Origin of the sequence: Aquabacterium fontiphilum (genome assembly GCF_009909205.1) — a bacterium.
In the GTDB taxonomy this organism is placed as follows: Bacteria; Pseudomonadota; Gammaproteobacteria; order Burkholderiales; family Burkholderiaceae_C; genus Aquabacterium; species Aquabacterium fontiphilum.
This window is the reverse complement of record NZ_JAAAPN010000003.1, coordinates 40,560-66,799: the sequence shown is the minus strand read 5'-3', so window position 1 is coordinate 66,799 and position 26,240 is coordinate 40,560. Positions and strand designations below refer to the sequence as shown.

General features: G+C 65.9%; 19 protein-coding genes. 4 read left to right on the top strand and 15 right to left on the bottom strand.

Translation table 11 applies throughout. The features are described 5' to 3' along the window. Positions 1-10 precede the first annotated feature (10 nt). Positions 11-400 carry an ArsR/SmtB family transcription factor gene (locus GTZ97_RS04060; RefSeq protein ID WP_161649253.1) on the bottom strand — a complete coding sequence of 130 codons (390 nt, stop codon included), beginning with the start codon at positions 398-400 and terminating at the stop codon, positions 11-13. 84 nt (positions 401-484) lie between these two features. On the opposite strand from GTZ97_RS04060, the gene GTZ97_RS04055 reads away from it, so the two are divergent. Beyond that, the gene (locus GTZ97_RS04055; protein WP_161649252.1) at positions 485-1,354 is read left to right on the top strand and encodes an MBL fold metallo-hydrolase; all 870 of its coding nucleotides are present in this window, start codon (positions 485-487) and stop codon (positions 1,352-1,354) included. Positions 1,355-1,429: 75 nt separating this feature from the next. After that, positions 1,430-2,782, top strand: a complete 1,353-nt coding sequence (locus GTZ97_RS04050) for a DUF3422 family protein (RefSeq protein ID WP_161649251.1) — start codon at positions 1,430-1,432, stop codon at positions 2,780-2,782. 43 nt (positions 2,783-2,825) lie between these two features. Here the strand turns inward: GTZ97_RS04050 and GTZ97_RS16960 are convergent, their stop codons facing one another. From GTZ97_RS16960 to GTZ97_RS04035, 3 genes are read right to left on the bottom strand one after another with little or no spacing between them, the layout of a single operon-like run. Further along, positions 2,826-7,004: a translocation/assembly module TamB domain-containing protein gene (locus tag GTZ97_RS16960; protein WP_161649250.1), complete on the bottom strand. Its 4,179-nt coding sequence runs from the start codon at positions 7,002-7,004 to the stop codon at positions 2,826-2,828. Then, a complete protein-coding gene (locus GTZ97_RS04040) occupies positions 7,001-8,926 on the bottom strand; it encodes an autotransporter assembly complex protein TamA (protein ID WP_161649249.1) in 1,926 nt (641 codons plus the stop codon). Before GTZ97_RS04040 ends, GTZ97_RS16960 begins: the two co-directional genes overlap by 4 nt. Then, positions 8,923-10,095, bottom strand: a complete 1,173-nt coding sequence (locus GTZ97_RS04035) for a vWA domain-containing protein (RefSeq protein WP_161649248.1) — start codon at positions 10,093-10,095, stop codon at positions 8,923-8,925. The genes GTZ97_RS04040 and GTZ97_RS04035 overlap by 4 nt, the downstream gene beginning before the upstream one ends. A gap of 125 nt (positions 10,096-10,220) precedes the next feature. Between GTZ97_RS04035 and GTZ97_RS04030 the strand changes: the two genes are divergently transcribed. Beyond that, entirely contained in the window at positions 10,221-11,399 is a 1,179-nt protein-coding gene (locus GTZ97_RS04030) for a GGDEF domain-containing protein (protein ID WP_161649247.1), read from the top strand. Between the two features lie 27 nt (positions 11,400-11,426). Here the strand turns inward: GTZ97_RS04030 and GTZ97_RS04025 are convergent, their stop codons facing one another. Then, the gene (locus GTZ97_RS04025) at positions 11,427-12,269 is read right to left on the bottom strand and encodes an AAA family ATPase (RefSeq protein WP_201748159.1); all 843 of its coding nucleotides are present in this window, start codon (positions 12,267-12,269) and stop codon (positions 11,427-11,429) included. A gap of 114 nt (positions 12,270-12,383) precedes the next feature. Between GTZ97_RS04025 and GTZ97_RS04020 the strand changes: the two genes are divergently transcribed. Continuing rightward, the gene (locus GTZ97_RS04020) at positions 12,384-13,052 is read left to right on the top strand and encodes a c-type cytochrome (RefSeq protein WP_161649545.1); all 669 of its coding nucleotides are present in this window, start codon (positions 12,384-12,386) and stop codon (positions 13,050-13,052) included. A 74-nt stretch (positions 13,053-13,126) separates the two neighbouring features. Here the strand turns inward: GTZ97_RS04020 and GTZ97_RS16955 are convergent, their stop codons facing one another. The 10 genes from GTZ97_RS16955 to GTZ97_RS03970 all read right to left on the bottom strand — a co-directional run bounded on the left by GTZ97_RS16955 (position 13,127) and on the right by GTZ97_RS03970 (position 26,146). Then, positions 13,127-17,620: a type I secretion C-terminal target domain-containing protein gene (locus tag GTZ97_RS16955; RefSeq protein WP_161649245.1), complete on the bottom strand. Its 4,494-nt coding sequence runs from the start codon at positions 17,618-17,620 to the stop codon at positions 13,127-13,129. 160 nt (positions 17,621-17,780) lie between these two features. Beyond that, on the bottom strand, positions 17,781-18,215 hold the full coding sequence (locus GTZ97_RS04010) for a DUF1841 family protein (RefSeq protein WP_161649244.1): 435 nt from the start codon (positions 18,213-18,215) through the stop codon (positions 17,781-17,783). Positions 18,216-18,228: 13 nt separating this feature from the next. Then, the gene (locus GTZ97_RS04005; protein WP_161649243.1) at positions 18,229-18,582 is read right to left on the bottom strand and encodes an FKBP-type peptidyl-prolyl cis-trans isomerase; all 354 of its coding nucleotides are present in this window, start codon (positions 18,580-18,582) and stop codon (positions 18,229-18,231) included. A 74-nt stretch (positions 18,583-18,656) separates the two neighbouring features. Continuing rightward, positions 18,657-19,361, bottom strand: coding sequence for an urea ABC transporter ATP-binding subunit UrtE (gene urtE / locus GTZ97_RS04000; protein ID WP_161649242.1), 705 nt, complete (start codon positions 19,359-19,361; stop codon positions 18,657-18,659). 56 nt (positions 19,362-19,417) lie between these two features. After that, positions 19,418-20,314, bottom strand: a complete 897-nt coding sequence (gene urtD, locus GTZ97_RS03995; RefSeq protein WP_161649241.1) for an urea ABC transporter ATP-binding protein UrtD — start codon at positions 20,312-20,314, stop codon at positions 19,418-19,420. Continuing rightward, on the bottom strand, positions 20,311-21,441 hold the full coding sequence (gene urtC, locus GTZ97_RS03990) for an urea ABC transporter permease subunit UrtC (protein WP_161649240.1): 1,131 nt from the start codon (positions 21,439-21,441) through the stop codon (positions 20,311-20,313). Before urtC ends, urtD begins: the two co-directional genes overlap by 4 nt. Before the next feature lie 31 nt (positions 21,442-21,472). Beyond that, a complete protein-coding gene (gene urtB / locus GTZ97_RS03985; protein WP_161649239.1) occupies positions 21,473-23,098 on the bottom strand; it encodes an urea ABC transporter permease subunit UrtB in 1,626 nt (541 codons plus the stop codon). Positions 23,099-23,281: 183 nt separating this feature from the next. Further along, a complete protein-coding gene (urtA, locus tag GTZ97_RS03980) occupies positions 23,282-24,559 on the bottom strand; it encodes an urea ABC transporter substrate-binding protein (protein ID WP_161649238.1) in 1,278 nt (425 codons plus the stop codon). A 148-nt stretch (positions 24,560-24,707) separates the two neighbouring features. Then, the gene (locus GTZ97_RS03975; protein WP_161649237.1) at positions 24,708-25,424 is read right to left on the bottom strand and encodes a sterol desaturase family protein; all 717 of its coding nucleotides are present in this window, start codon (positions 25,422-25,424) and stop codon (positions 24,708-24,710) included. After that, positions 25,421-26,146: a FadR/GntR family transcriptional regulator gene (locus tag GTZ97_RS03970; RefSeq protein ID WP_161649236.1), complete on the bottom strand. Its 726-nt coding sequence runs from the start codon at positions 26,144-26,146 to the stop codon at positions 25,421-25,423. Before GTZ97_RS03970 ends, GTZ97_RS03975 begins: the two co-directional genes overlap by 4 nt. Positions 26,147-26,240 lie beyond the last annotated feature (94 nt).

Genomic DNA, 26,240 nt, shown 5'->3' with positions numbered 1-26,240 from the left:
GGCAAGCGATTCAGCCTTGTGCACCGCACATGCGGCTGTGCAGCACGGCCATCACCGCGGCAGCGTCCTCGCTGGCCAGCCGGTAGTACACGTGCTTGCCATCGCGCCGCGTGTCGACCAGCCCTTCCTGGCGCAGGACCGCCAGTTGCTGAGACAACGTGGGTTGCCGAATGCCGAGATCGGCCTCCAGCTCGCTGACACAGAACTCCCCTTGCGCCAACCGACACAGCAAGACCAGCCGGTCCGCGTGTGCCATGACCTTGAGCAAGGCACACGCCTTCGCCGCCGAGGCTTGCAGCGCCGCGAGATCAGGCACGGGCACCCCGGGGCGATCACACGGCTCGCCTCGGTCTTCAGACAGGGCAGGCGAAGAAGGAGGAAGAGGCGAGTTCACTTTCATGATTGATATTCTATTGACAGATATATTGTCAGTCAATAAAGTGAGATCAGGCACCTGCAGAACCCGGTGCACAGGAGATCGACCATGGCTCACGCCGTCCCCCACGTTCAAAGCTTTTTCCACGAAGACACCTCAACGTTCACCCATGTCGTCTACGACCGCCCGGGTGGGCGTGCCGCCATCGTCGACCCGGTGCTCGACTTTGACGGTGCGAGCGGACGCACGGGCACGCAATCCGCCGACGAGGTGATCGCTTTTGTGCAACGCGAACAGCTGACGCTGGACTGGATCCTCGAGACGCACGCCCACGCCGATCACCTCTCAGCTGCACCGCATGTGAAACGCCGACTGGGAGGGCAGATCGCCATCGGCGCCCCCATCCAGCGCGTTCAGGGCGTGTTCAAGAAGCTGTTCCACCTGGAGGAAGGCTTCGCTGCGGACGGCTCGCAGTTCGACCACCTGTTTGCAGACGGGGACACCTTCCAGATTGGCACACTGACCGCCACCGTGTGGCACGTGCCTGGCCATACCCCAGCCGACATGGCTTATCAGGTGGGCGATGCGGTCTTCGTGGGCGACACCATCTTCCCGCCCGATGTCGGCACGGCGCGGTGCGACTTCCCCGGTGGCGATGCGCACCAGCTCTACCAGTCTGTTCAGCGGCTGCTGGCGCTGCCCGATGACACGCGCTTGTTCATGTGCCATGACTACCCGCCCACCGATCGCCCGCCGCAAGGCATGTGCACCGTCGGCCAACAGCGCCAGCGCAACATCCATGTGCGCGAGGGCATCGATGAAGCCAGCTTCGTGGCCATGCGCCAGGCCCGTGACGCCACACTGGCCATGCCGCGGCTCATCCTGCCATCGGTGCAGGTCAACATCCGGGCGGGCGAGATGCCGCCGGCCGAGGCCGACGGACGTCACTACCTGAAGCTGCCGATCAACGCGTTCTGAACGGGCCCCTGAGCCAGGCAGCGGCTCGCCCCTCCGCGCGGGCCGGCCCATGCAGGGCTGACGGACAATGGCGCCATGCCGCACACGACAGAATCCTCGCTCGCTCGCGCACCACTGGCCGGTCTGACCGCGCCCGCCCTGCCTCCGGATGATCCGGCCCGTGTGGTGCTGCACAACGAGGTGCACGCACGCCCCCCGGCCCGCATCCGGCTGCCTGCGCTGGTGGTCTACGTTGCGGTGCTCAACGACGGCATCACGCGCGAGCAGGAATGCGCGCACCTGCGCCAGTTGCCCGGGCAAGGCGAACTGACGTCCGACGCGCTGGCGGGCAACTTCCTGCGTCTGCGCTTTGCCGACCACACCCTCAAGTGGGAGCGCCACACCGAGTTCTCGCGCTACTCGCTGGTCCAGGCCCTGCCCGAAGGCGCCCTCTCGGAGGGCGACGAAGCGCAACTGATCGCCTCGCTGGCCGTGCCGGCCCAGTGGCTGGCAGCCATTCCTGGCCGTACGGTCGCGGCCATCATGATGGCCATGGTGCATGGCGAGGTTGATGACCCGGTCGCCATGCGGCAGCTGGCCGAGCCCTGGCTGAACAGCCGCGAGCCGCTGGCGTCGTGGCTCGGGGTGCGCCGATCCTGCGCGATGACCGACTTCCGGCTTCGCCCCAGCGGCTTCGAACGCCTGCTGGTGATTTCGCCACCGGGCACCTCCGAGCTGCGGGTGGGTCGGATCTCGCAGCGCCTGCTGGAGGCCGAGACCTACCGCCTCATGGCCCTGCGAGGCCTGCCTGTTGCCAAGGAGCTGGCTCCCATGCTCGGCGAGGCCGAGAGCCAGCTGGCCGGCATCACCGCGCGCATGGAAGGCGCCGACGCCTCGGATCAGGAACTGCTCGACACGCTGATCGGCCTGGCGGCCCGCGTGGAGCGGGCCACAGCCAGCCACATGTACCGTTTTTCGGCCACCATGGCCTACCACGGTCTGGTCGAGCAACGCATTGAGCAGATGCGCGAAACACCCATCCCGGGCACGCAGATGCTGGGCGAGTTCCTGCAGCGGCGGCTCGCACCGGCCATCAACACGGTGCAGGCGACGGCGCAGCGGCTCAACGCGCTGTCACAACGCATCGAGCGCACCAGCGCCTTGCTTCGCACGCGGGTCGACATCGCCACAGAATCGCAGAACCAGCAGTTGCTGGAGAAGCTCACCCGCGGGCAGGAACTGCAACTGCGACTGCAAAGCACGGTGGAAGGCCTGTCGATCGCAGCCATCTCGTACTACGTTGTCAGCCTCATCCTGTACGGCGGCAAGGCGGCCAAGGCGGCCGGCATCCACGTCAATCCCGAGATGCTGGCCGGCGCGCTGACCCCATTCGTCGTGCTGGCCATCTGGTGGGGCACACGCCAGATCCGCAAACGGCTGCACCCCTGAGCCGGCGTACCCGCGCGTCCTTGCACGCGAAACCCGGCAGGCCTCAACGGGCCGCCGGCTCGCTGAGCTGCTCGCGGCCGCGCCAGCGGAACTGCCAGATCAGATCCAGCGCATTGTCTTCGCCGGCCTGTGCACGGAGCGTGAAGCGCTGTGCCACACGGTAGATGAGCTGCCAGTTGCCCGCTGTGGCGTTGAGGTTGCGCTCGTAGCCCACATACCAGCGCTCAGATACCTGCTTGCCCACGTTCACCACGGTTTCGCGCACCGTGCCATCGGTCTGTCGGATCGACAACTCATCCAGACCCAGGCGGCTGACCAGCGTGTCGCTGGGCCCACCGCCCTCCCCTGACAGCAAGGCGACGGCCGCCGTCTGCAGCAGGCCAATGTCCGCGCCATCCAGCCCCGTCGGCGCACGCCCCAGCAGCAGCCACGACAGCTTTTCCGTTTCAGACATGGCCGGCTCCGAGTACAAGCGGATACGCGGGTCCTGCGCGGTGCCAGTGATGGTGACGCCCACCTTCACGTCATCGGCCTGCGCCGCTGGCGACTGGGCCCGCATCGCGCGCAAATCCAGCCGGGGATTCTCGATCGGACCGGTGAACGTGATGCCCCCGCGGTCGATGACCAGCTTCTGACCATAGGCGGCATACACCCCGTCACGCACATTGATCGTGCCGCTGAGACTGGGCCGGTTGGCCGGCGTGGTGAAGCGCAGCTGGCCCATGAGCGTGGCCTCCAGTCCGCGACCCCGCAACCGCAGGCGCTCGCCCAGGTCGATGCCCACAGCAACATCCACGCGTCGCTGCACATCACGCCCATTGCGGCCGCCGGCCTCTTCCGGATCGTCCGGCACGCCCGGCCGGTTGATCACCCGGACATCGTCGCCGATCGTGGGCGCGTCAGACCGCGAGATGTCGATGAGCCCTTCGTCCACGCGCAACTGGCCGCGGGCCTGCACGTCGTCCTGGGCCAGCCGGGCCTGCAGCTGGCCCGATACGACCACGCGTCGGTCCACGCGCTGCAACGCGGCAAACCGTGTGGCGGTGGCGTCCAGATTCGCCAGCGGCTGCTCGCCGAGCTCGGCCTGCCCAGTCACACGCAGTTGCCCGCCCAGCCCATCTTGCAGACTCAGCTCCAGCAGGCGCGCGCGCTCGCCCTCCAACTCCAGCACGAGGCGCCCCTGGCTCACAGCGATGCCCTCCAGTAACTGGCTCGCGCTGAGGTTGTCGCCCGTCACCCGGCCACTGAAGCGAGGGCCACCCAGCGTGCCGCCCATCTGAGCGCGTGCGTCCAGCCGTCCGCCCAACCGCCAGCCTGCGGGCAACCAGTTACCCCAAGGGCGCAGGCTTTCCACCTGCAACACCAGTTCACCCGAAACTGGATCGGCAGCAGCCGGCAGGCGGTGCGGATCCGACACGGTCACACGCTGTCGCCCCTTGACGGTGCCCAGCGTGCGCCCGTCGAGCTCCTGGGTCAGCTCCCACACGCCCTGATCGGCCTGGAGGGTCACCCGCGCCTCCCGGATGCCCAGCCGCTGCGCCTGCCCACCCTGGATGGCCGCCTCGATCACAGACAGATCCCCGGACTGACGCGAAAGCTGCGCCTGCAGCTGCCACGGTGCCTGCGCACTGTGCCGCAGTCGGACACTGCCGGCCACCACGAGGTCGCCCGATACGTCATCACGCAGGCGCCAATTGGTGGCCCAACGCGCCACCTGGAATGGCTCGAGCACCAGGTCGGCCTGCAACTCGCCCTGCGCCCCTTCCCCGCCGCGTGGCCGTTGCCACATCGCCTGCGTCACCCGCCAGGGCAGGCCCGCCAGCTCAAGCGACGCAGCGCCCACGCGCCAGGACGCGCTGTCAGCATCCTGCCGCCAACTCAATGGCAAATCCGCCACTCGCACCCACTCCTGCACGGAGGGCGTCTCCTGGGTCACCCGCACCTCGCGGAGATGCCCCCGCCACTCCCCCACCTCGGCCGCCACTCGCCCTTGGCCCTGCAGGCTGCCCATCGCGCGCCAACGCTGCGCGGCCTCACCGGACGGCGGCAATACCGCCAGCATCTGCCAGCGACCCTGATGCGCGCCTACCGTGCCGTCCAGAGAAAAAGTCGCCTCATCCACGCGGACCGCGTCCAGCTGCAGATCCTCCAGCCGAGCCTGCAAGGCAACCGGTGCCTGCGCCTGCCCGCCACGCCAGTCCCATTGCGCCGTCACGCTGCCCAGCTGCACGCGTGTGCCGTCGGCCCCCAGATGCAGTAGCGCATGCGCCTGCACCTGCCCGTCCGTTTCAATCGCGGGCCATTCGCCCTGGAACCTGACCTGCGCAGACAGTCGGCCTTGCACGTCACGGCCTTGCCACAGCGGAGCCAGCGGACCGAGCGCAGCCAGGTGGGGAGCCTGAACCTGGAACTCGCCGTTGAGGCCCCTGACGGGCTCCCACTGCCCCTGCGCGCCCCGTCGCCACGGCACCAGCACCTTGCCCTCGACCGTGTTACCGCCAGCACGGGCCTGAGCCTGCAGGGCCATGCGCGCCACATCCTTGGGAGAACGCCATTGCAGTTGCGCTGCCACAGGCACGCCAGCCAGCACGCTGTCGTCGAGCTGCAGTTCCGCCTGCCCCCGCCAGTCGGCATCGACCGCGAGCACAAGGCGCCCGTTCAGCGCATGGCGGCCTTGCACTGCTGCCGGCCAAGGCAGCCACACCGAAGGGTCCAGCGCCTGGAAACGCGCGGCCGCATCGGCCTGCCATCCCCCGGCCTCATGCCATTGGAATCGGCCGGTCGTCACATCCGCCTGTCCACCGCCCGCGCGCAGGTTGAAGCTGCGCAGCAAGATCTCGCCAGGCCGATACTGGGCATCCAGCGTCAGGCGAACCGGCTGGCTCTGTGCGGCGCGCCCATGGGTGCCCGACATTTCACCCTGCAGGCTCGCGCCTGACAGCGCGGCGCCCTGCCACTGCGGACGCAACGTCACGCTGGCCTGGGTCGACAGGTCAGGCGCAGCGCCATGCAGCGCACGGGCGTCGAGCGCCTGCCAGCGCACGCGTACGCCCTCGTCATGCCCCGGCTGCCCTTGAATGAACAAGGTGGCTTCGTCTACCCCCCGCCCAGGCGTCACCGGCAGCCGCGCCTCCAGATCCACCACCGCCCCGCGCAGCCATTCCTCCCATGGCGTCTGTCCCGGCAGGGCTTGCCACTGCATGCGCGCCTTCAGCGCCCGCAGCGGCACGCGCCCGGCGTCCAGCGCACCGGCCTGAGAGTTCGTGACAGCCACCTCGCCGGACAAACCAACGCCGCCTTCTTGCGGGGCCAGCGACACCGTCGCGTTCAGGCCGGTGCGCGGCCAGCCGGCATGCCAGCCCGACAAATCGAGGTCCTTGAGGGTGCCAGCCAGTGCGAGCACAGGCCAGGGTGCGAACGGATCGAGCACGCCGTTCATCTGCACCGAAGCAGGCGCCTCGCCCGGGCGCGCCAAGGCGCCAGCCGCCCGCCAGACCAGGCGCCGCAACGGCCCCTCGACGGCCACATTGAGCTCGCCGGTGTCGCCCTGCGCCGTCTCGGCCGCACGCTCTGCGGCCAGCGTGGCCGCCACCGTCATGGCCCCTCGGGCCAGCACGCGGGCCTCGCCGCGCAGCCCCCAGCGCGGCACTGGGCCACCCTGCAACGCCAACGCACGCAACACCACACGGTGCCCGGCCTGCGAGCCGTCCACAGGGGACTGCAGCGCGACGGCAGCATCCAGACCGCTCACGACGACCTCGCCTAGCAGATTGCTGCGGATCTCGCCGAGCTGCAGATGCGTCACGTCGAGCGAGACAGGCAGCACCAGATCAGTGGGCGGTTGCGTGGCCGGCTGCGGCTCGGGGGGGGCAGCCACCCACTGCAGATCCAGCCGCGCCGCGCCCAATGCGTCGGCCCGCAAACCGAACTGATAGGGCGCACCCGCATCCCACCGCAGGGCCAGCCCTCGCCAGACCGGCTGCTCAAGCGCGAGTTGTCCGCCCCGCGGCAGCGCCAGCACCACGCGCTCCGCTCGGAAGTCCCCGAGCAGTGCCCCCTGTGGCGCCTGGACGGTCAAACCAGGCACCCAGTTCAGCAGCTGACGCGTCGTCCAGGCGTTGTGAAGCATGGCCCAGGCCCCACATACCACCAGCGCCAGCGCTGCCAGCAGCAGCCCCACGGAGCGCGCCAACTTGCCCAGCAGGCTCCAGACCGCGTTCACAGGCTGATCCCCACGCTGAAATGCAGCCGCCACTGCGACACCTTGGTGCCGTAAGCCAGATCCAGCCGCAAAGGCCCCACGGGGCTGCGCCATCGCACGCCAAAGCCGTAGCCAGTGCGAGCTTGCAGATCCTTGAAGCGCTCACCCGCGTCCCCGACATCGGCGAACACAGCGCCCCAGACCGACGGCGGCAGTTTGGGCAGGGGGTGGGCCAGCTCCACACTGCCGGTGTACATGCTGCGCCCGCCCACCACGATGCCATCGCGGTTGACACCGAGAGACCGAAAGGCATAGCCCCGCACCGACTCATCGCCGCCGGCACGGAACAGCAAGGGATCCGGCACGCTGGCCTTACCTGGCGTGAACACCTGGCCCGCCTCGGCACGCACGCTCAAGTGCCAGTCATTGGGCAAGGGAAGATAGGCGTTCACCTTGCCATAGACGCGACTGAACCAGCCCTCCTCGTCCCGCGAGGCGTAGGTGCGTCCCAACGTCAGCTGGGTCAGGCTGGTGTAGCCACGCGTGGGCAGCACCTGGTTGTCCACCTCGCGCAGGATCCACTGGGCCGTGCCGCTGAGCGCGGTCGCATTGGACACGTCCTGCCCGTCCCGATCCCGCACGGCTGCATGCTGCAACTCCAGGTAGCTGGTGCGCTCCAGCCGCTCGCCTTCACGCAGACGACCCACGCGCACGCGCTGACTGGTGTTGATGGCATTGAAGGTGTCTTCGAACCGGGCCGCCTGCAGCGAAATCAGGCCGCGTCGCCGCCCTTCCCAGGGATGCGATGTCAGGTCGAGCTGCGCGTCCGAGGCCTTGCTGCCGAGCTGCGCCTTGGTGCGCGCCTGCCAGCCCAGCCCAAAGGCATTGCGATGCAGGTGCTCCACGGACACGCGCGGGCCGGTATCGCTGCTGACGCCCACCCCCAGCGTGGCCGCCTGCAGGGGCAGCTCACGCAGCTGCACGACCACCGGTGCCGCCTCAGCCTGGGTCGGATCCAGATCGGCCGACACGAACACGCCCTCGAAGAGGTTGAGCTTCTGAATGCGCTCCTGCCAGTCGAGCAGCAACTGCTCGCTGTACCGCTCGCCTGGGCGGAACGGCGCGAGATTCAACACCGCCGAAGCAGGCTGCGCGCGCAGCCCTTCCACGCGCGCCGTTCCGAAGCGGAACTCCGGCCCCGAATCGGCCACCAGAAAAAGCCGGGCCTCGTGCGTGCTGGCGTCGACAGTGACCGACGTACCGCTCCAGGTCGCTGTGGGGTAGCTCTCGGATCGCAGGCGCGCGAGCGCCGCATTCTTCGCAGCGGACCAATCGCCTTGAGAGAACAGCGCGCCAGCGGGCAGCGCCCATTCGCGCTCCAAGCGCTCCAGCAGCCCCGTCGCGTAAGTGTCTTCGGCGTCCAGTTGCTGATCCAGCTCGCCTTCGAACACGAAACGCACCGAACGGATGCGCGCACGGGGACCGGGCTCCACCGTGACTGTGACCAACTGCGGGCGCTCCTGCCCAGGGTCGTCGACCCGCACCGCCACACGGGCGCCGAAATAGCCCTCGGCTTCCAGCAAGGCGCGCGACTGCTCCGGTACGGCCGCCACCAGGCGCCGCAACTCCGCACGGCTTACGCGCACCGGCTCGCCGTTTTCCTTCTGGTCCTGAAACCGCGCGAGATCCAGATACTGCAGCAGCAAGGCGCGCAGCTCGTCCGGCGCCACCACCTTCAACTGCCAGACGACAGGCGCACGCGTCGCTGCCTGCCCCCCTGCGGTCGCGGGGAGCGGCTGCGCGGCCAGGGGGGGCGCCAGGTCAGCGGCCGCAGCATCCCGTGGCGCGACGGCGGCCTCCTGGGCCACAGCCACGCCGCACGACCACAGCCACGCAGCGGCCACACAAGCCGCGCTGCCCGCACGCCCACGCAGACGGGTCATTTGCTCAACAGACGCATGGCCGATTCCAGACCTTGCAGGCTCATGGGATACATCCGGCCACCCACCAGCCGCTGAATGATGTCGATGCTCTGGCGATAGGGCCAGACACCGGGCGGTTCCGGGTTGATCCAGACATGGCTCGGGAAGGCATGGATGAGCCGCCCGATCCACTCTGCGCCAGGCTCGTCGTTGTTGTACTCGACGCTGCCCCCCGGTTGCAGGATCTCATAGGGACTCATGGTCGCGTCGCCTACGAAGATCAGCTTGTAGTCCTTGTTGTACTTGCGAATGATGTCCCACGTCGGGATCTTCTCGGTGTAGCGCCGCTGGTTGTTGCGCCACATGAAGTCGTAGACGCAGTTGTGGAAGTAGTAGAACTCGAGATGCTTGAACTCCGACTTGGCCGCCGAGAACAGCTCCTCCACCCGGTGGACGTGATCATCCATCGTGCCGCCGATGTCCATCAACAGCAGCACCTTCACGGCGTTGTGGCGTTCAGGCACCATCTTGATGTCCAGCATGCCGGCGTTTGCCGCCGTGGCGTGGATGGTGTGATCCAGATCGAGCTCTTCGTGGGCACCGGTACGCGCGAACTTTCGCAACCGCCGCAGCGCCACTTTGATGTTGCGCGTACCCAGCTCGATCGTGTCGTCGTAATCGCGAAACTCGCGCTTGTCCCAGACCTTCACGGCGCTTCGCTTGCGCGAGCGGTCCTGGCCGATGCGGTAGCCCTCGGGGTTGTCGCCATAGGCGCCGAAAGGCGAGGTGCCGCCCGTGCCGATCCACTTGTTGCCACCCTCGTGGCGCTCTTTCTGCTCTTCCATGAGCTGCTTGAAGCGCTCCATGAGCTTGTCCCAGCCCATGCGCTCGATCTGTGCGCGCTCTTCGGGGCTCAGCTCCTTCTCGAGGTGCTTGCGCAGCCATTCCAGGGGAATGCCCTGCGTCAGATCCACCGATTCGGACACGCCTTTGAAATACGCTCCGAAGGCGCGGTCGAATTTGTCGAAGTGTGTCTCGTTTTTGACCAGCGTCAGGCGCGCCAGGTGGTAAAAATCATCCACCGTGGGCTCGATCACCCCGTTCTTCATCGCCTCCAGCAAGGTGAGGTATTCGGGGATCGTCACGGGCAACCGGGCCGACCGCAAAGCGAAAAAGAAATCAATGAGCATAGAAGTCTCGCCGTTGTTCCCGTATTGTGGCCCTGGATCGTTCCAGTCGCCCACGCTCGGCCATTCGGGCATGATCCGTTCCCGGGGTAGGCGCCGCGCCAACCCGATGTGACCTTAGCTGTTCCATGGAACCTCGCCACCAGTTGTTGGCCTTCATCCTGCTGACCCATACGCTGACGACGCTCACCTGGCTGATCGGCGGGGCAGTGATGGGCCTGTCACGCCGGGCTGCCCGGCACTGGATGCTGTCGAGTCTGACCAACGGGCTGGCGCTGGTGCTGCTGGTGGTGGACCAGTTTGGCGGTGACACATGGCGCGTGCTGGTGTCGGCCACGCTGGCCACCTGGGGCGCCATGGGCTTGCGCCGGGGGTTGCAGGCCTTCTTGCGCCTGCCCACGCGCGATCTACTGCAGTGGGCCGTGCTGGTGTCGCTCACGATCTGGACGCTTGGCATCTGTCTGCCGTTCGGCTGGGTCAAGGCCGGCGCCCTCACCGCCGTTGTTGTCTCCATCCTCATCCTGTCGCTGAGCGCCCGTCAGACATTTCCAGCGCTCTACACCGAGTTCGATAAGACCACCGCCTGGGTGTGCGCGGCCGTTCACATGCTGGCAGCCACGATGTTTGTGGCCATCGCCGTCGTCTCGTTGGGCTGGGTGCCCGGCGCAGAAGGCGCCCCCTACACCATCGAGACGCTCAAGTTCTGGGTGGTGTTCCTCAGTGTTTCTCTGTCGGTGGTGGGGTGCTTCGTCCTTGGCTATGTGGTCATCATGCGGCTGGTTCGCCGGCTGGAATACCTCTCGGAACACGACGCGCTGACGGGCCTGCTCAACCGCCGCGCCATCGAGGCCCTCATGGACAAGGAGGCCCAGCGCCTTCACCGCTTCGGCGACCCCTTTGCATTGCTGCTGATCGATGTGGACCACTTCAAGCGCATCAACGACCGGCTTGGCCATGCCGCAGGCGACATGGTGCTCAGTGCGGTGGCGGCCGTGCTGCAGAGTCAGGCGCGCGAGGTCGACCATGTGGCCCGGTTCGGCGGCGAGGAGTTCTGCGTGCTGCTGCCGCGCACCGATGTCGAGGGCGCACTGCAAGCGGCCGAGCGCTTCCGTGAGGCGGTGTTGCACACGGTCGTGCCGTGGGCAGAGGAAAACATCAGCGTGACCGTCAGTGTGGGGCTGGCTTCCACCCACGACCCGGGCGAGGCGCTGCACGGCATCCTGCGCCGGGCAGACGAGGCGCTCTACCGCGCCAAGGGCGAAGGCCGTAACCGCGTCGTGGCTGCGCAGATCCGACGCGCGGCCTGACCCCCGGCAGCGCCTGTCAAGGCATGCTCAGCGGTTGTGGCGCGCCATGTAGACGAGCTTTTCGAACAGGCTGAGATCCTGTTCGTTCTTGAGCAACGCGCCCACCAGCGGCGGCACAGCGGCCTTGTCGTCCTTGCTTTGCAGCACCTCGGCCGGAATGTCTTCGGCCACCAGTAGCTTGAGCCAGTCAATGAGCTCGGACGTGCTCGGCTTCTTCTTCAGGCCGGGCAGGTTACGCACTTCGTAGAACTGGCGCATCGCCGCGGCCAGCAGATCCTTCTTGATGTGCGGGAAGTGCACATCGACGATCTGCTGCATCGTGGTCGCGTCCGGGAAGCGGATGTAATGGAAGAAACAGCGGCGCAGGAACGCGTCCGGCAGGTCCTTCTCGTTGTTCGACGTGATGATCACCAGAGGGCGGTGACGGGCCTTGATCAGCTGACGGGTCTCGTAGACGTAGAACTCCATGCGGTCGAGTTCGCGCAGCAGGTCGTTGGGAAACTCGATGTCGGCCTTGTCGATCTCGTCGATCAACAGCGCAACAGGCTGCTCGGCTTCAAAGGCCTGCCACAGCACGCCCTTGACGATGTAGTTGTGGATGTCCTTGACCTTCTCCTCGCCCAGCTGGCTGTCACGCAGGCGGCTGACAGCGTCGTACTCGTAGAGCCCCTGCTGCGCTTTTGTCGTGGACTTGATGTGCCATTGCAACAGCGGCATGCCCAGAGCCTGGGAAACCTGCTCCGCCAGCATGGTCTTGCCGGTACCCGGTTCGCCCTTGACAAGCAAGGGGCGCTGCAGCTGCAGGGCCGCGTTGACGGCCAGTTTCAGGTCATCGGTGGCCACATATTGGTCGGTACCTTGGAATTTCATGCGCTGTCTCAACCGGGTTGTTACTGTGTTCGAGTATAGGCGGACACCCAATAATGACCCGCAGGCCCCTGATTTTGACCTTTTTCGTCCGAGGTCCCCCTACTCATGAACATTCTGCCCCGCTCGATCCGGATCCTGGGATGCCTTGCCACCGCCGCGCTGGCCAGCTCCCATGCCCTTGCACAGGACCCGGTCACCGGTGATCCGGCCGCCGGCAAGCAAAAGGCAGCCATGTGCATCGGCTGCCACAGCATCCCGGGCTACCAGTCCAGCTTTCCGGAGATCCACAAGGTGCCGATGATCTCGGGGCAGAACGCGCGCTACCTAAGCGCGGCCCTGTCGGCCTATCGCAAGGGCGACCGCAAGCACCCGACCATGCGCGGCATTTCGGCCTCGCTGACCGACCAGGACATCGCCGACCTGTCGGCCTACTACGAGTCCCACGGGCAAGGCGCCGCGCCGGCCTCCTCGCGCACTGTGCCAGTGCCCAGCCAGCAGATCCAGGCGTTGCTCACACGTGGCAACTGCGTGGCCTGCCATGGGGAAAACCTCAACAAGCCCATCGATTCAGCCTATCCCAAGCTGGCGGGCCAGCATGCCGATTACCTGCTGGTGGCCATGCGCGCCTATCAGATCGACAACAATCCTTACATCGGGCGGGCCAATGCGATCATGGCGGCGCAGATGAAGGATTTCACCCGGGCCGAACTGAAGTTGCTGGCCAACTACATGGCCGGCCTGCCGGGCGACCTGCGCACAGTGCCTCAGGCGCGGTTCCGCTGACTGGCACCGTTCAGCGCCGTCCACAAAGAACAAGCCCGCCTTTCGGCGGGCTTGTTCACGTCTGCAGTCCGCGCTCAGGTGTTATCCACCAGCAGCTTGCCCTGCTCCAGCAGCTTGGCAATCACCTCGACGTCGCCCGAGCCGCTTGACAGCGACAAGTCTGCACGGAGGTTCACGCCTTCCAGCACAATGCGCTGCGACTCTGTTCCGCCTCCAATCCCGGTGAAGTCACCCGTCGGACTGACGTGGATGATGGTGTCGGCGCCCGCCTGTTCGAAGCGCAGATAGCTGTCGAGGTTGCCGGTGCCTCCCGCCGTGTTCTCGCCTTGCAACAGATCCCGCAGATCCAGGACATCGCCGCCTGCGCTGGCAGGCAAGGTGTTGAAATCACGGATCGTGTCGACCGCTCGGTCGGCATCGCTGCCAGACGCACCCTGGTCGCCGAAGCGCCACTCGAACACGTCCTTACCCGGCCCACCGATGAGGATGTCGTTGCCCTTGCCGCCCACGATGCGGTCGTTGCCTTCCCCGCCATAGATGAGGTCGTTGCCTGCCCCACCCAACAGGATGTCGTTGCCGCCACCGCCGTAGATCACATCTGCGCCGTCCGAGCCCGTCAGGGTGTTGTCTGCCGCCGTGCCGCTGATGACCTGAGCTTTGTCCACGTTGATGGTCAGCACGGAGTCGACCCTGTCGCCATCGCCGTCGCTCAGCGTGAAGCCGAACTGCTCGATCTGCTTGCCCACCACGGCGGGCGGCGCGGCGTACCGGTAGTCGCCCGTCAGCATGTTGACCGTCAGGGTGCCGCCCAGGCTGGTCTGGATCTGCAGGGAGCTTTGAGCCGGGTCGAAGAAGTAGGTCTTGCCGTCCACCGTGATGGACTCGACACGCTGGAAGCCATCGGCCCCCATGGCAGGCTCCAGCGCCCCGGTGGCGGCCAGATTGCCGGTGGCAAACTCGCTGGCCGTCGTATTGAGGACGGACTCCAGCTGTGCAAAATCCTGCACGACCACGCCATCAGCGTCCACGCCGGCATGACCGTCATAAGCGATCGGGTTGAGGTACCGGGTTTCCACCTCTCGGCCCATGCCAATGGCATAGCTCTTGATCTGATTCTCAAGCAGGAAGCTGCGCCAGACCGCCTCCTCGTTGGCATCAATGCCATCGCCCAGACCGGGTTGCGTGGTGTTGCCGTCCTGGGGCGCGCCCGGATTCGGGAAACGCGAAGACAGCGTCGGGTTGCCGTCTGACAGGAAGTAAGCCACGTTCTGCGCATTGCCCAGCTTGCCTTCGGGGGTGCCGAAGGCAGTCATGGCCTGCTGAAGCGCAAAGTCGTAGTTCGTCGCACCGTTGACGGTCACGGTGGCCAGCAAGGCCTTCGCCTGGTTCACGGTCAGCCAGGTGTCGCCGACAGTCTGCGCGGTGTTGTTGAAGGTCACAAGCCGGACGGCCACGTTCCCGAAGTCGTCGTAACGATCCAGCAGCTTGCCGATCGCCTGCACGGCCGCCGCCAGCCGGGAGATGCCGCCATCCTCATCGACTTCGTTGATGCCAGAGGGGGCACGCATGCTGGACGACGTATCCAGCACGATCAGCAGGTTGGTATCGAGCGCCGCGACATCGCGGCTTTGAGGGGCGATCTCGGCAGGCGCATCGTCCTGGACCCGAATTGTCAGCGTCGACTCCGTCGTGGCCTGGCCATCGCTGACCCGCACGCCAAAGACAATGGGCAGCACGTCTTCACCCTGCGCTGCATGCTGCAGCGGCATCTTCAAGGTGAAGGTATAAGCGCCTTCCTCCCCAACCTCCAGGGTTGCAGCCACTTGCGAACCCACCTGACCAATCAAACCGCCAGCGCCGTCCGGCGTCCAGCTGATGGGCGTGGAGGACCCCACCACGTACACCGGGGTGCTCGGCGCCACAAAGCTCACCGTCAAGAGGTCGCCATCCGGATCGGTCATCACGATCTGGCCGGTGTGGACGGCGCTGTCGGTGTTGTCACCTGTGCCATCGTTGTCGGCCAGGCCCTTGGGCAACCCCTCTTCCGACACATCTCCCACCGAGGGCTTGACGACCGGCGCATCGTTGACCGCGGTCACAGCGATGACTGACGTCGCCACGTTGCTGTCATTGACACCATCGGACACGACCACCGAGATTTCGCGCGGTGTGGTGACGGGCGTGTCAGAGGTGTTGTGGAAGCCGATGGCGCGCAAGGCCGTCTGGTAGTCAGCCGGCGGCGCACTGCCGGTGATCACCACGCGCGTGCCGCCATCCACGATGGTCAGCGTGAGATTCGAGGGGTACTCGCCGATGACAAGCAGGGCGTCTCCGGACTGCGGGTTGAGCAGCGTGACTTCAGCACGCTGGATGGGTGTCCCGTCGTCGTCGCTGATCGAGACGTCGGCATCGACGATACCGACCGGCTCGCCATCCTCGGTAAAGGTGGCGGCGTAGCCCGAACCCGGTGCGGCCGAATCATCGGCATCCAGATCCAGCACTGGGGCCGTATCGTTGTCCAGGATCTGCGCCTCGTTGGCGGCGCTGGCATTGCGCGTCGGGCCAGCAATGACGTCGACCTCCAGACGCACGAACTCGTCCGCCTCCACAAGGAGGTCGTCCTCCGTGGCCAGCTTCAGATTGATGGTCTGCTGACCGGGTGCGAAGGTCAGTTCGCCCGATGCCGGCACGGGCAGCCAGTTGCCCGGGCTGGCCTCATAGTACAGCGCGGTCGCCGTGTCCACACCGACCGTTGCCGATTCGTTCTGAGACGTGCCCGGCAGATCCGTGCCGTCCTTGAGGGTCAGCTTCACGGTCACTGGCTCATTGACCGGCTGCGTCAGCGCAATGGTGAAGCCCAGATCCTTGCCCTCGACCGCACCCTGGGCGTCGACCAACAAAACCGGCGGCTGCTGCACCGTGATGACGGTGGTGGCCGTGTTGCTCACATTCGCGCCATCGGACACCACCACGTCCAGCGAGCGTGGCGTCGTGCTCACGTCCGCGTTGTCGTTGCTGAAACGAATGGCGCGCAGTGCCGTCTGGTAATCGGCTGCCGAGGCGCTGCCAGTGATCGTCACCACGTTGTCCACCACCGTGGCAGACAGTCCTGCCGGAAGCGGGCCGACCGACAGCTTGTCGCCGGGCTGGGCGTTGGTCAGCGTGACCGTGGCCGACTGAATGGGCGTACCGTCCTCGTCCTTGACCACCACATCCGCGTCCACGACGGCGACGCCCTGCCCCTTACCGACATAGCTGGTCTGGTAACCCGAGCCGACGGCCCCACTGGAATCATCGCCATCCAGATCCAGAACCGGGGCCGTGTCGTTGTCAATGATCTCGGCCTCGTTGGCTGCGCTGGCATTCCGGGTGGGGCCGGCAACGACGTCCACTTCCAGGCGCACAAACTCGCTGGGCTCGATCAACAGGTCATCGATGGTGGCCAGCTTCAGATTGATCGTCTGCTGGCCGGGCGCGAACGTCAGTTCGCCCGATGCGGGAACGGGTACCCAGTTGCCCGGGCTGGCCTCGTAATACAGCGTCGTGGCCGTGTCCACCCCCACCGTGCCGGATTCATTCTGAGACGTGCCGGGCAGGTCCGTACCGTTCTTGAGCGCAAGCTTCACGGTCACCGGCTCGTCGATTGGCCGGGTCAGCGCGAGGGTGAAGCGCAGATCCTTGCCTTCGACCGCTCCTTGCGCGTCGACCAACAGGACCGGTGGCTGCTGAACCGTGATGGTGCTGACCGCGGTGTTGCTGGTGTTCGTGCCGTCGGTCACCGTCACTTCAATAAGCCGCGGCGTGGTCGATGGATCGCCGGTCTTGGACTGGAATGTGATGGCGCGCAACGCATCCTGGTAGGCGGCCAGCGTGGCAGAACCGGACAGCGTGATGGTGTTGCCGTCTGCGCTGAGCGTGGCGGTGATGCCGGCCGGCAGCGTGCCGATGTTGAGCGTGTCGCCGGCCTGTGGGTTGGTCAGCACCACCGTGGCACCCTGCAGGTTGGTGCTGTCGGCATCGGTGATCAGGACATCGGTATCGACAATGGCCACCGCCTTGCCGTTGCCCAGCGCCAAGCCTGCATAGCCGGTGCCGGGCGCCACGGAGTCGTTGGCGTCCAGGTCGATCTGGGGCGGTGCTGTTGGCGGAGACGGAGGCTCGCTCGCAGGCAGTTCGCGCTGATCGGCGGTCGAGCCGATGGGGAAGCCCGAGGGATCGCGCTCGGTACCGTACTGGTACGACAGGGGCGATACCCCTTCCTGAACGCGGTCCACGCGCAAACCAGGCAGCAAGCCGCCGCCCGCACCGCCTTGCAGACCGGCCGCGGGGGCCTCGAGCGGATCATCGGCCTCGATGGCGGCAATGGCCTGCTCGACAGGCTCCGCCGGCTTGCTGGCCACCGCCACGGGCGGGCCCTTCTCGGGCGTGATCTGAACGATGCCGTTGTCTTCGGTGACGATGTGTTGCCCGCCCTTGACCTTGTCGCCAACCTTGAGCGGTTGAAGCTTGCCGTTGGGCAGACGGATGTAGGCGTTACCCCAGATGCCGGTGACGGTGCCGGCGGACATGGCGAGGATGGGCATTGCAGTGCACTCTCAAGAAAAGCAGAGGTGCACGAAGTTTAGGCAGTTTCAAACGTTACAAACCGCCAGCGACTCCCCTGGATGGATGGTAATCGGCAGGGCAAGCCGCATTTGTGTGACAAGCGTCACACCGAAACCGAGGGGGTCAGTCGCTAGTTGCCAGCCTGCGAACCCGATCGAGGTAGGCATGGGCATCCAGCGGGCGCCCCAGACGTTGCGATTCCCAGATGGTTTCGCCCAGAGCCTCCATCACACCGTGATGCGCTTCATGCAACGAACCGCGTTTCGCAGCCAGCCGCTCGACGGCCTCGCGTATGCCGCGCGGCTGATCGATGCTCACCTGTTCAGAGATGGACAGGTGCATGGACAGGTGCAGAAAAGGGTTGGTGCGCCCTTCCTCCACCGTGAACTGGGCTGCGACGGCCTGCTCCACATCGGCCAGGTCGTCGTGGTACTCGGGGTGGTGCAAGATCCAGTCAACCGCCAGCGCCTCCATGGGCGCCAGCGGTGCGCCGGCGCGGTGCTGCGACCACGCCTGGCAGAAAAAACGGCGCACCGTTTCCTGATTGGGAGCAAACATGCGCCGGCCTCGTTCAGACGTCGAGCAGTTCGACTTCGAACATCAGCGTGGCATTGGGCGGAATCACGCCGCCTGCGCCACGTGCGCCGTAGCCCAACTGCGGCGGGATGACGAGGATGCGGGTGCCGCCCACCTTCATGCCTTGCACGCCTTCATCCCAGCCACGGATCACGTGGCCGGCGCCCAGCGGGAAGGCGAAGGGGTCGTTGCGGTCCTTGCTGGAATCGAACTTGGCACCCTTGACGCCGTCCTGGTACAGCCAGCCGGTGTAGTGCACCTTGACGTACTGGCCAGCCTGGGCGGTGGCGCCGCTGCCTTCGACAACGTCTTCGTACTGCAGGCCGGAGGGGGAGGACACGACGGGCATGGGAGATCCTTTCAGAGGCGGGGCTTGGCAGCCCGGGTTCAACAGGCTGCCGAGTCTACCTGCCCCGCCCGCCGTCAGATGGACATCAGCTGGCGAACCCCGTCGGCTTCCATGTCTTGGCCCCGCCCGCGGCGGATGATCTCGCCGCGCTCCATCACCAGGTACTGATCGGCCAGCTCGGCGGCGAAGTCGTAGAACTGCTCGACCAGCACCACGGCCATGCGCTCACCATTCAAGCCCTCGTCGGCCAGCTTGCGGATGGCCCGCCCGATGTCCTTGATGATGCTGGGCTGGATGCCTTCGGTGGGCTCGTCCAGGATGAGCACCTTGGGGCCGGCGGCCAGCGCCCGGGCAATGGCCAGTTGCTGCTGTTGCCCGCCCGAGAGGTCGCCCCCGCGTCGATGCATCATCTGTTTGAGCACCGGAAACAGCTCGAACAGCTGCTCGGGCACCGGGGTGCTGCCTGGCTTGGAGGCCAGGCCCATCTGCAGGTTCTCGGCCACGGTGAGCCGGCCGAAGATCTCGCGCCCCTGGGGCACATAGCCCACGCCGCGGCGCACGCGCTCGTAAGGCTTGAGGCCGTTGATCGACTGGCCATCCAGCCGGATGTCGCCGCTCTTGATGGGCACCAAGCCCATCAGGCTCTTGAGCAAGGTGGTCTTGCCCACGCCGTTGCGTCCCAGCACCACGGTGACCTCGCCCACCTTGGCCTCGAAGCTCAGGCCCCGCAGGATGTGCGAGCCGCCGTAATACTGGTTGACACTTTCTACGTTCAGCATGTGTGTTGTTCCTTCGCGCAGGGCGCCCGGCCCCGCTTGCGCCGCAGGCGGCGCGGTCAGCGCCCCAGATAGACTTCGACCACCTTGTCGTTGGCCTGCACATCGGCCAGCGTGCCTTCGGCCAGAACCGAGCCCTCATGCAGCACCGTCACCTTCTTGCGGTCGGCCGTCGCGCCCTGAGTGGTGAGCTCGTGGATGAACTTCATGTCGTGCTCGACCACCACGAGCGAGTGCTTGCCTTCGAGCGAGAGAAACAGCTCGGCCGTGCGCTCGGTCTCTTCGTCGGTCATGCCCGCCACGGGTTCGTCCAGCAGCAGCAGCTTGGGGTTCTGCATCAGCAGCATCCCGATCTCGAGCCACTGCTTCTGCCCGTGAGACAACAGCCCGGCTGTGCGCTGGGCCTGGTCTCTCAGATGGATGAGCTGCAGCATGTCGCCGATGCGGTCGAGCTGCTCGCTGTTGAGCTTGAAGAACACCGACGCACGGGCGCTGCGGTCAGCCTTGAGCGCCAGCTCCAGGTTCTCGAACACGCTGAGTTGCTCGAACACCGTGGGCTTCTGGAACTTGCGCCCGATGCCGGCCTGCGCGATCTCGTTTTCGCGCATGCTCAACAGGTTGATGGTCGAGCCGAAAAAGGCCGTGCCGCTGTCGGGCCGCGTCTTGCCGGTGATCACGTCCATCATCGTGGTCTTGCCTGCGCCATTGGGGCCGATGATGCAGCGCATTTCGCCCACGGAGATATCCAGGCTGAGCTTGTTGAGCGCCTTGAAGCCATCGAAACTCACCTCGATGTCTTCTAGGTAGAGGATGGAGCCGTGGGCCACATCGAGCTGGCCAGGTTCGACGACGCGCCCGTAGCTGGCCTCCCGCCCGCCCGACTCGCCCGCGTTGGTGGGCAGCTTGTACGCACGCGCCAGCGTCTTGGCGCCTTCTTCCATCAGATCGGGGGTCATGCCTTTACCTCAGCCTTCTTGTTGAACAGCTTCTTCACGCCACCGACGATGCCATCGGGCAGGAACAGGGTCACCAGCACGAACAGCAGCCCCAGGAAGTACAACCAGAACTCCGGGAAGGCCATGGTGAACCAGCTCTTGGCACCGTTGACGAAGAAAGCGCCGATGATCGGCCCGATCAGCGTGGCCCGCCCGCCCACTGCCGCCCAGATGGCCATCTCGATGGAGGCGGCCGGCGACATCTCGCTGGGGTTGATGATGCCCACCTGCGGCACGTACAGCGCCCCGGCGATGGCGCACATCACGGCAGACAGCGTCCAGATGGTCAGCTTGTAAGCCAGCGGGTTGTAGCCGCAGAACATCACGCGGCTCTCGGCATCACGGATGGCCTGCAAGACCCGACCGAACTTGGTGTTCACCAACCACCGAGCCATCAGATAGAAGCCGATCAGGGTGAGCCCTGTGACCACGAACAGCACCATGCGGGTGGAAGGCTGCGCGATGGGAATGTCGAGGATGCGCTTGAAGTCGGTAAAGCCGTTGTTGCCGCCAAAGCCCGTCTCATTGCGGAAGAACAGCAGCATGGCCGCGAACGTCATGGCCTGGGTGATGATCGAGAAGTACACCCCCTTGATGCGGCTACGGAAGGCAAAGAAGCCGAACACGAAGGCCAGCAGACCCGGCACCAGCACCACAAGCAACATCTGGCCGATGAAGCTTTCGCTCCAGGCCCAATGCCAGGGCACCTCTTTCCAGTCGAGGAAGACCATGAAGTCGGGGATGTCGGCGCCGTAGGAGCCGTCGCGGCCGATCTGCCGCATCAGGTACATGCCCATGCCATAGCCCCCCAGCGCGAAGAACAGGCCGTGACCCAACGACAGGATGCCGGTGTAGCCCCAGATCAGGTCCATGGCCAGCGCACAGATGGCGTAGCACATGATCTTGCCGATCAGCGAGAGCATGTAGTCCGACAGATGGAAGGCGGAATCGGCCGGCACCATCAGGTTGAGCACCGGGGCCAGCACCACCACGCTGATGACTGCGGCCATCAGGGCCGTCCATCCCGTGGGGCCCAGCAGCAGCCCGCTGGGCGGCATGAGCAGGGCAGAACGTGTGATTGAACTCATCGTGGAAACCTCAGTCGTATAGGGGACGGCGTCATGCCTCGCGGCCCTTGAAGGCGAACAGGCCTTGCGGACGCTTCTGGATGAAGATCACCACCATGATCAGCACCATGATCTTGGCCAGCACAGCCCCTGACCACCCCTCCAGCAGCTTGTTGATCATCCCCAAGCCCAGCGCGGCGTACACCGTGCCGGCGATCTGCCCTACACCACCCGTGACAACGACCATGAACGAGTCGACGATGTAGCCCTGGCCCAGGTCGGGACCCACATTGCCGATCTGCGAGAGCGCGCAGCCCGCGAGCCCGGCGATGCCCGCGCCCAGTGAGAACGCCAGCGTGTCGATGCGGGCGGTGTTGACGCCCATGCAAGAGGCCATGGGCCGGTTCTGGGTCACGCCGCGCACGAACAGACCCAACCGAGTGCGCGCGATCAGCAGCGTCACGCCCAGCAGCACCAGCGCTGCAAAGGCAATGATGGCCAGCCGGTTGTAGGGCAGCGTGAGGTTGCTCAGCACCGGCAGGCCCCCCGACATCCAAGCCGGGTTCTCGACCTGGACGTTCTGCGCGCCGAACACCGAGCGCACGGCCTGCATCAGGATCAGGCTGATACCCCACGAGGCCAGCAGTGTCTCCAGCGGGCGGCCATACAGAAAGCGGAACACGGACCGCTCCAGCACCGCCCCCACCAGCGCAGAGGCCAGGAAGGAGGCCGGAATGGCCAATAGGATGTAGGCGTCGAACCAGCCAGGCAGATACTGCCGGAACAGCGCCTGGACCAGGAAGGTGGCGTAGGCGCCGATCATGATCAGCTCGCCATGCGCCATGTTGATCACGCCCATGAGGCCATAGGTAATCGCCAGGCCGAGGGCAGCCAGCAGCAGGATGGAGCCCAGGCTCACCCCGGTGAACAGCACACCTGCATACTCGCCCCAGGCCAGCTTGCGCTCGATGGCCTTGAGTGATTCGGTCAGCGCCTCGCGCACGGCCGGGTCGGTCTCGGCGTCATCCTGCAGACGCTCCATCAATACACTGCGCGTCTCGGGGCTGGCTTTGGCAGCCAGCGTCTGCGCGGCCGCCAGCCGGACAGCGGGGTCGTCGGCCTGCAGTTGGGCTTTTGTCTGCAGGCGCACCAGCCGCGCCTTCAGCACGGGATCGGTTTCCTGTGCAAGCGCGGCATCGATGACGGGCAACTTGCTGCCGTCCAGGGCCGCCTCGATGGCGTCCATGCCCTCCGCACGCACGGCACGGTCGGGCGAGCGCAGCTTGCCCGCGGCCAGCAGCGCCTCGATCTCACCGACCATGCGCGTGTTGTTGACGACCTCTTCGGCATCTGCTGGCAGCTTGACCGACTCGCCTGTGGCCGCGTCGCGCGCCGCATCGCCTTCCACGACGAGCACGCGCTCACCCGCGACCCAGACCTGGTCGTTGAGCAAGGCCTGGAGAAAGGCTTCCTTGCTGGCGTCGACCTGGCCGACCCATTTCTGAAGGGCTTCGGCCCGACTGTCGTTGTCGCCCGCGGCGACAGCCAGCGCCTCCTGCTGGGTCAGTGCGTGGGCCACGGGGCCGCTCCAGATCAGGGCCAGCGCGCAGACGCCCTGCCACAGTAGCCGGCTCCATACCGCCCACCGAGCGGCGCGACCGCCTCGGCATTTCCTCATCAACCCGTTGTTGTCGGACATATCCTGTCTCTCGTTGCGTCTGACAAAGCAAAAAAAACGCCCCCTGGGGGTTGCACCCAGCGGGGCGAACCGCTTTGCTTCAAGGTTCGATCCATCGAGCCGGAGCCGGGGCGCCTGGCCCCGCTCCGGCTGGCGGTGAGCTGATCACCGCCTGGGCGTGCCTTACTTGGCTTCGGGCTCGTCCTTCTTCTTGTCGTTGCCGGCGATGAAGGGGCTCCAGGGCTGGGCCTTGATCGGGCCCGGCGTCTTCCACACCACGCGGAACTGGCCATCGGCCTTGATCTCGCCGATGAACACCGGCTTGTGCAGGTGATGGTTCTTCTCGTCCATCTTGGCCACGAAGCCGCTCGGGGCCTTGAAGGTCTGGCCGCCCATGGCCTTGATCACGGCATCGACATCGGTGGTCTTGGCCTTGGTCACGGCCTGGGCCCACATGTTCACGCCGATGTAGGTGGCTTCCATCGGGTCATTGGTCAGCGGCTTGTCCTTGTGGCCAGGGATGTTCTTGGCCTTGGCGTAAGCCGACCACTTCTTGATGAAGTCGTCGTTGGTCGGGTTCTTGATGGACATGAAGTAGTTCCATGCAGCCAGGTGGCCGACCAGGGGCTTGGTGTCCACACCGCGCAGCTCTTCTTCACCCACGGAGAAGGCCACCACCGGCACGTCCTTGGCCTTCAGGCCCTGGTTGCCCAGTTCCTTGTAGAAGGGCACGTTGGAGTCGCCGTTGATGGTGGAGATCACGGCCGTCTTCTTGCCTTCGGACGAGAACTTCTTGATCTTGGCGATGATGGTCTGGTAGTCGGAGTGACCGAAGGGGGTGTACTCCTCCATGATGTCCGCGTCCGACACGCCCTTGGACTTCAGGAAGGCGCGCAGGATCTTGTTGGTGGTGCGCGGGTAGACGTAGTCGGTGCCCAGCAGCACGAAGCGCTTGGCCGAGCCGCCGTCCTTGCTCATCAGGTACTCCACCGCAGGGATGGCCTGCTGGTTGGGGGCCGCGCCCGTGTAGAACACGTTCTTCTCGAGCTCTTCGCCTTCGTACTGCACGGGATAGAACAGCAGACCGTTGTTCTCCTTGAAGACCGGCAGCACCGACTTGCGCGAGACGGACGTCCAGCAGCCGAACACGACGGCCACCTTGTCCTGCGTCAGCAGCTGCTTGGCCTTTTCAGCGAACAGGGGCCAGTTCGAAGCCGGGTCGACCACCACGGGCTCGAGCTTCTTGCCCAGCAGGCCACCCTTGGCATTGATCTCGTCGATGGCCATGAGCACGGTGTCCTTGAGGACCGTCTCGGAGATGGCCATGGTGCCGGACAGCGAATGCAGCACACCGACCTTGATGGTGTCGGCGGCCTGGGCCATGGTGCTGAATGCCAGACCGGCGACGCCCAGGGCGACCGCGGACAGAGATTGAACGGCACTGCGACGGGTGAGTTTCATGGGTGAGCGCTCCTTGGAAGCGTGGGTTGGTGAATCGATGGATTCAGTGTGCCCAGCGCCCCTGGAACGCGGAATACGCCACATGGCGTACGGCGACCTGCGCAACCCGCTTGCGCGCCCGTTGCATTGCGCAACGGGGCGGCAGATGTCAGCCTTTGATCCCCAGATCGGTGGTGCCGTCGCTGCGCGCCACGGCTTTGACGTCGGGCGCCGTACCCAGCCACACATCGGCCAGCCCGCGCGAGACACCCCACCACAGCCGCTCGTGACGGAAGTGGTGATATCGGTGTTCACGGACTCGCCGCGCGTAATAGGCCAGCCGTGGCTGCCAATGGATGTGCGCGAGGTAATGCACCCACTCGTAATGCAGGCCCTGAATCAGAAAGGCGGCATAGATGGTGAGCAACCAGGGCCGCCCCATATCGGTCGCCAGCAGGCTGAGCAACATGCCGCCCAACACCAGCACATGCACATGACGCGGGATGAACACCCAATGCAGATTCCAAGGCTCGGCATGGTGACGCCGGTGGGTGCGTGGCAGGTAGAAATCGATTCGCCAGCGCCCCAGCTGAACCGGCCGGAAATGCAGCATGTGCACATGCACCACCCACTCCACGAACGGAAACACCGCCCAGACGGCCACCACCAGCGCCACATCCAGCCAGCCCAGGGGGGCCTCCACCAGCCGCCAGCCCGTCACGCCCACGAAACCGGCCAGCAACAACCACACGCTGGGGTGGCGCCAGAAGACGGCCAGCGCCTGGGCGGCCGTGCGCGGCGAGTCGGCTGGCGGCCGCATCGGGTTGACGCGCGCCGTCTGCTGCGCCGTCGGCATGGTGGGATCGGTCGCACGCGGCACGCTCATGACTGTTCTCCGAACAAACGGGCGATGGCCTGTTCCCCGATGCGCACATGACGGCGCGCCGCCTCGGTGGCAGCCAGAGGGTCGCGCCGCAGCACCGCGTCGGTGATCGCGCGCAGGTTGTCGAGATCACGAAACTCGTCGGCCATCACGGTGGTCATCGCGTCCCAGGCCTTGAGGTAGCTCTTGCGCATGGCGTTGAACGACAACTGGAAGGCCACGTTCTGGCTGCCCGTCACCAGGGCCTGCCAGTACTGCAGCGCATGGCGTTGCAAGGCGCGCACATCGTCCTGCCGCAGCACCATGGTCTGCCAGGTCGCCAACAGTGAGGCGTGCAGCGCGTCGCCCCCGTGCAGCGCCGCCGCCCTGGCAATCTCGGGCGCCAGCACCGAGCGCATGGCCATGAGATCGCGCACGACCTTCGGACTGAACACGCCATGCCGGTCCATCAACAACCAGGGCAGCAACTCGGGCCCGGCCTCTTGCAGGTAATCCAGCACCTCATGGTTGCCCCCCTGTCGCACCGCGACCAGCCCGGCTTGTTGCAACCGCTTGATGGCCTCGCGCACGGCCCCGCGGTTGACGCCCGTTTCCTCGCTGAGCACGCGCTCGGAGGGCAACCGGTCACCGGGCCGGAAATCGCCCGCGACGATGCGGTCCTTGAGTTGGCGATAGAGGGCTTCCGACAGGGGGAGCCGTTCGATGGTGTGCAAGACTGCAGTCATGTGATCAGCTTATCAGACCAGTTGGCGCTGTCATGACGTATCGCGCCAGATGGCGGCGAGGCATCTAGACTGTCGGCTTGCCGCGCCGATGCCC

What these genes read in the sequence shown, in the direction of transcription:
- urtE (WP_161649242.1), bottom strand. Translation starts at nt 19,361, where the DNA reads ATGCTGAACGTAGAAAGTGTCAACCAGTATTACGGCGGCTCGCACATC.
- GTZ97_RS04010 (WP_161649244.1), bottom strand. Translation starts at nt 18,215, where the DNA reads ATGTTTGCTCCCAATCAGGAAACGGTGCGCCGTTTTTTCTGCCAGGCG.
- GTZ97_RS04060 (WP_161649253.1), bottom strand. Translation starts at nt 400, where the DNA reads ATGAAAGTGAACTCGCCTCTTCCTCCTTCTTCGCCTGCCCTGTCTGAA.
- GTZ97_RS03970 (WP_161649236.1), bottom strand. Translation starts at nt 26,146, where the DNA reads ATGACTGCAGTCTTGCACACCATCGAACGGCTCCCCCTGTCGGAAGCC.
- urtC (WP_161649240.1), bottom strand. Translation starts at nt 21,441, where the DNA reads ATGAGTTCAATCACACGTTCTGCCCTGCTCATGCCGCCCAGCGGGCTG.
- urtD (WP_161649241.1), bottom strand. Translation starts at nt 20,314, where the DNA reads ATGACCCCCGATCTGATGGAAGAAGGCGCCAAGACGCTGGCGCGTGCG.
- GTZ97_RS03975 (WP_161649237.1), bottom strand. Translation starts at nt 25,424, where the DNA reads ATGAGCGTGCCGCGTGCGACCGATCCCACCATGCCGACGGCGCAGCAG.
- urtB (WP_161649239.1), bottom strand. Translation starts at nt 23,098, where the DNA reads ATGAGGAAATGCCGAGGCGGTCGCGCCGCTCGGTGGGCGGTATGGAGC.
- GTZ97_RS04050 (WP_161649251.1), top strand. Translation starts at nt 1,430, where the DNA reads ATGCCGCACACGACAGAATCCTCGCTCGCTCGCGCACCACTGGCCGGT.
- GTZ97_RS04035 (WP_161649248.1), bottom strand. Translation starts at nt 10,095, where the DNA reads ATGCTCATTGATTTCTTTTTCGCTTTGCGGTCGGCCCGGTTGCCCGTG.
- GTZ97_RS04025 (WP_201748159.1), bottom strand. Translation starts at nt 12,269, where the DNA reads ATGAAATTCCAAGGTACCGACCAATATGTGGCCACCGATGACCTGAAA.
- GTZ97_RS16955 (WP_161649245.1), bottom strand. Translation starts at nt 17,620, where the DNA reads ATGTCCGCCGGCACCGTCACCGGCATCTGGGGTAACGCCTACATCCGT.
- GTZ97_RS04030 (WP_161649247.1), top strand. Translation starts at nt 10,221, where the DNA reads ATGGAACCTCGCCACCAGTTGTTGGCCTTCATCCTGCTGACCCATACG.
- GTZ97_RS04040 (WP_161649249.1), bottom strand. Translation starts at nt 8,926, where the DNA reads ATGACCCGTCTGCGTGGGCGTGCGGGCAGCGCGGCTTGTGTGGCCGCT.
- urtA (WP_161649238.1), bottom strand. Translation starts at nt 24,559, where the DNA reads ATGAAACTCACCCGTCGCAGTGCCGTTCAATCTCTGTCCGCGGTCGCC.
- GTZ97_RS04005 (WP_161649243.1), bottom strand. Translation starts at nt 18,582, where the DNA reads ATGCCCGTCGTGTCCTCCCCCTCCGGCCTGCAGTACGAAGACGTTGTC.
- GTZ97_RS04055 (WP_161649252.1), top strand. Translation starts at nt 485, where the DNA reads ATGGCTCACGCCGTCCCCCACGTTCAAAGCTTTTTCCACGAAGACACC.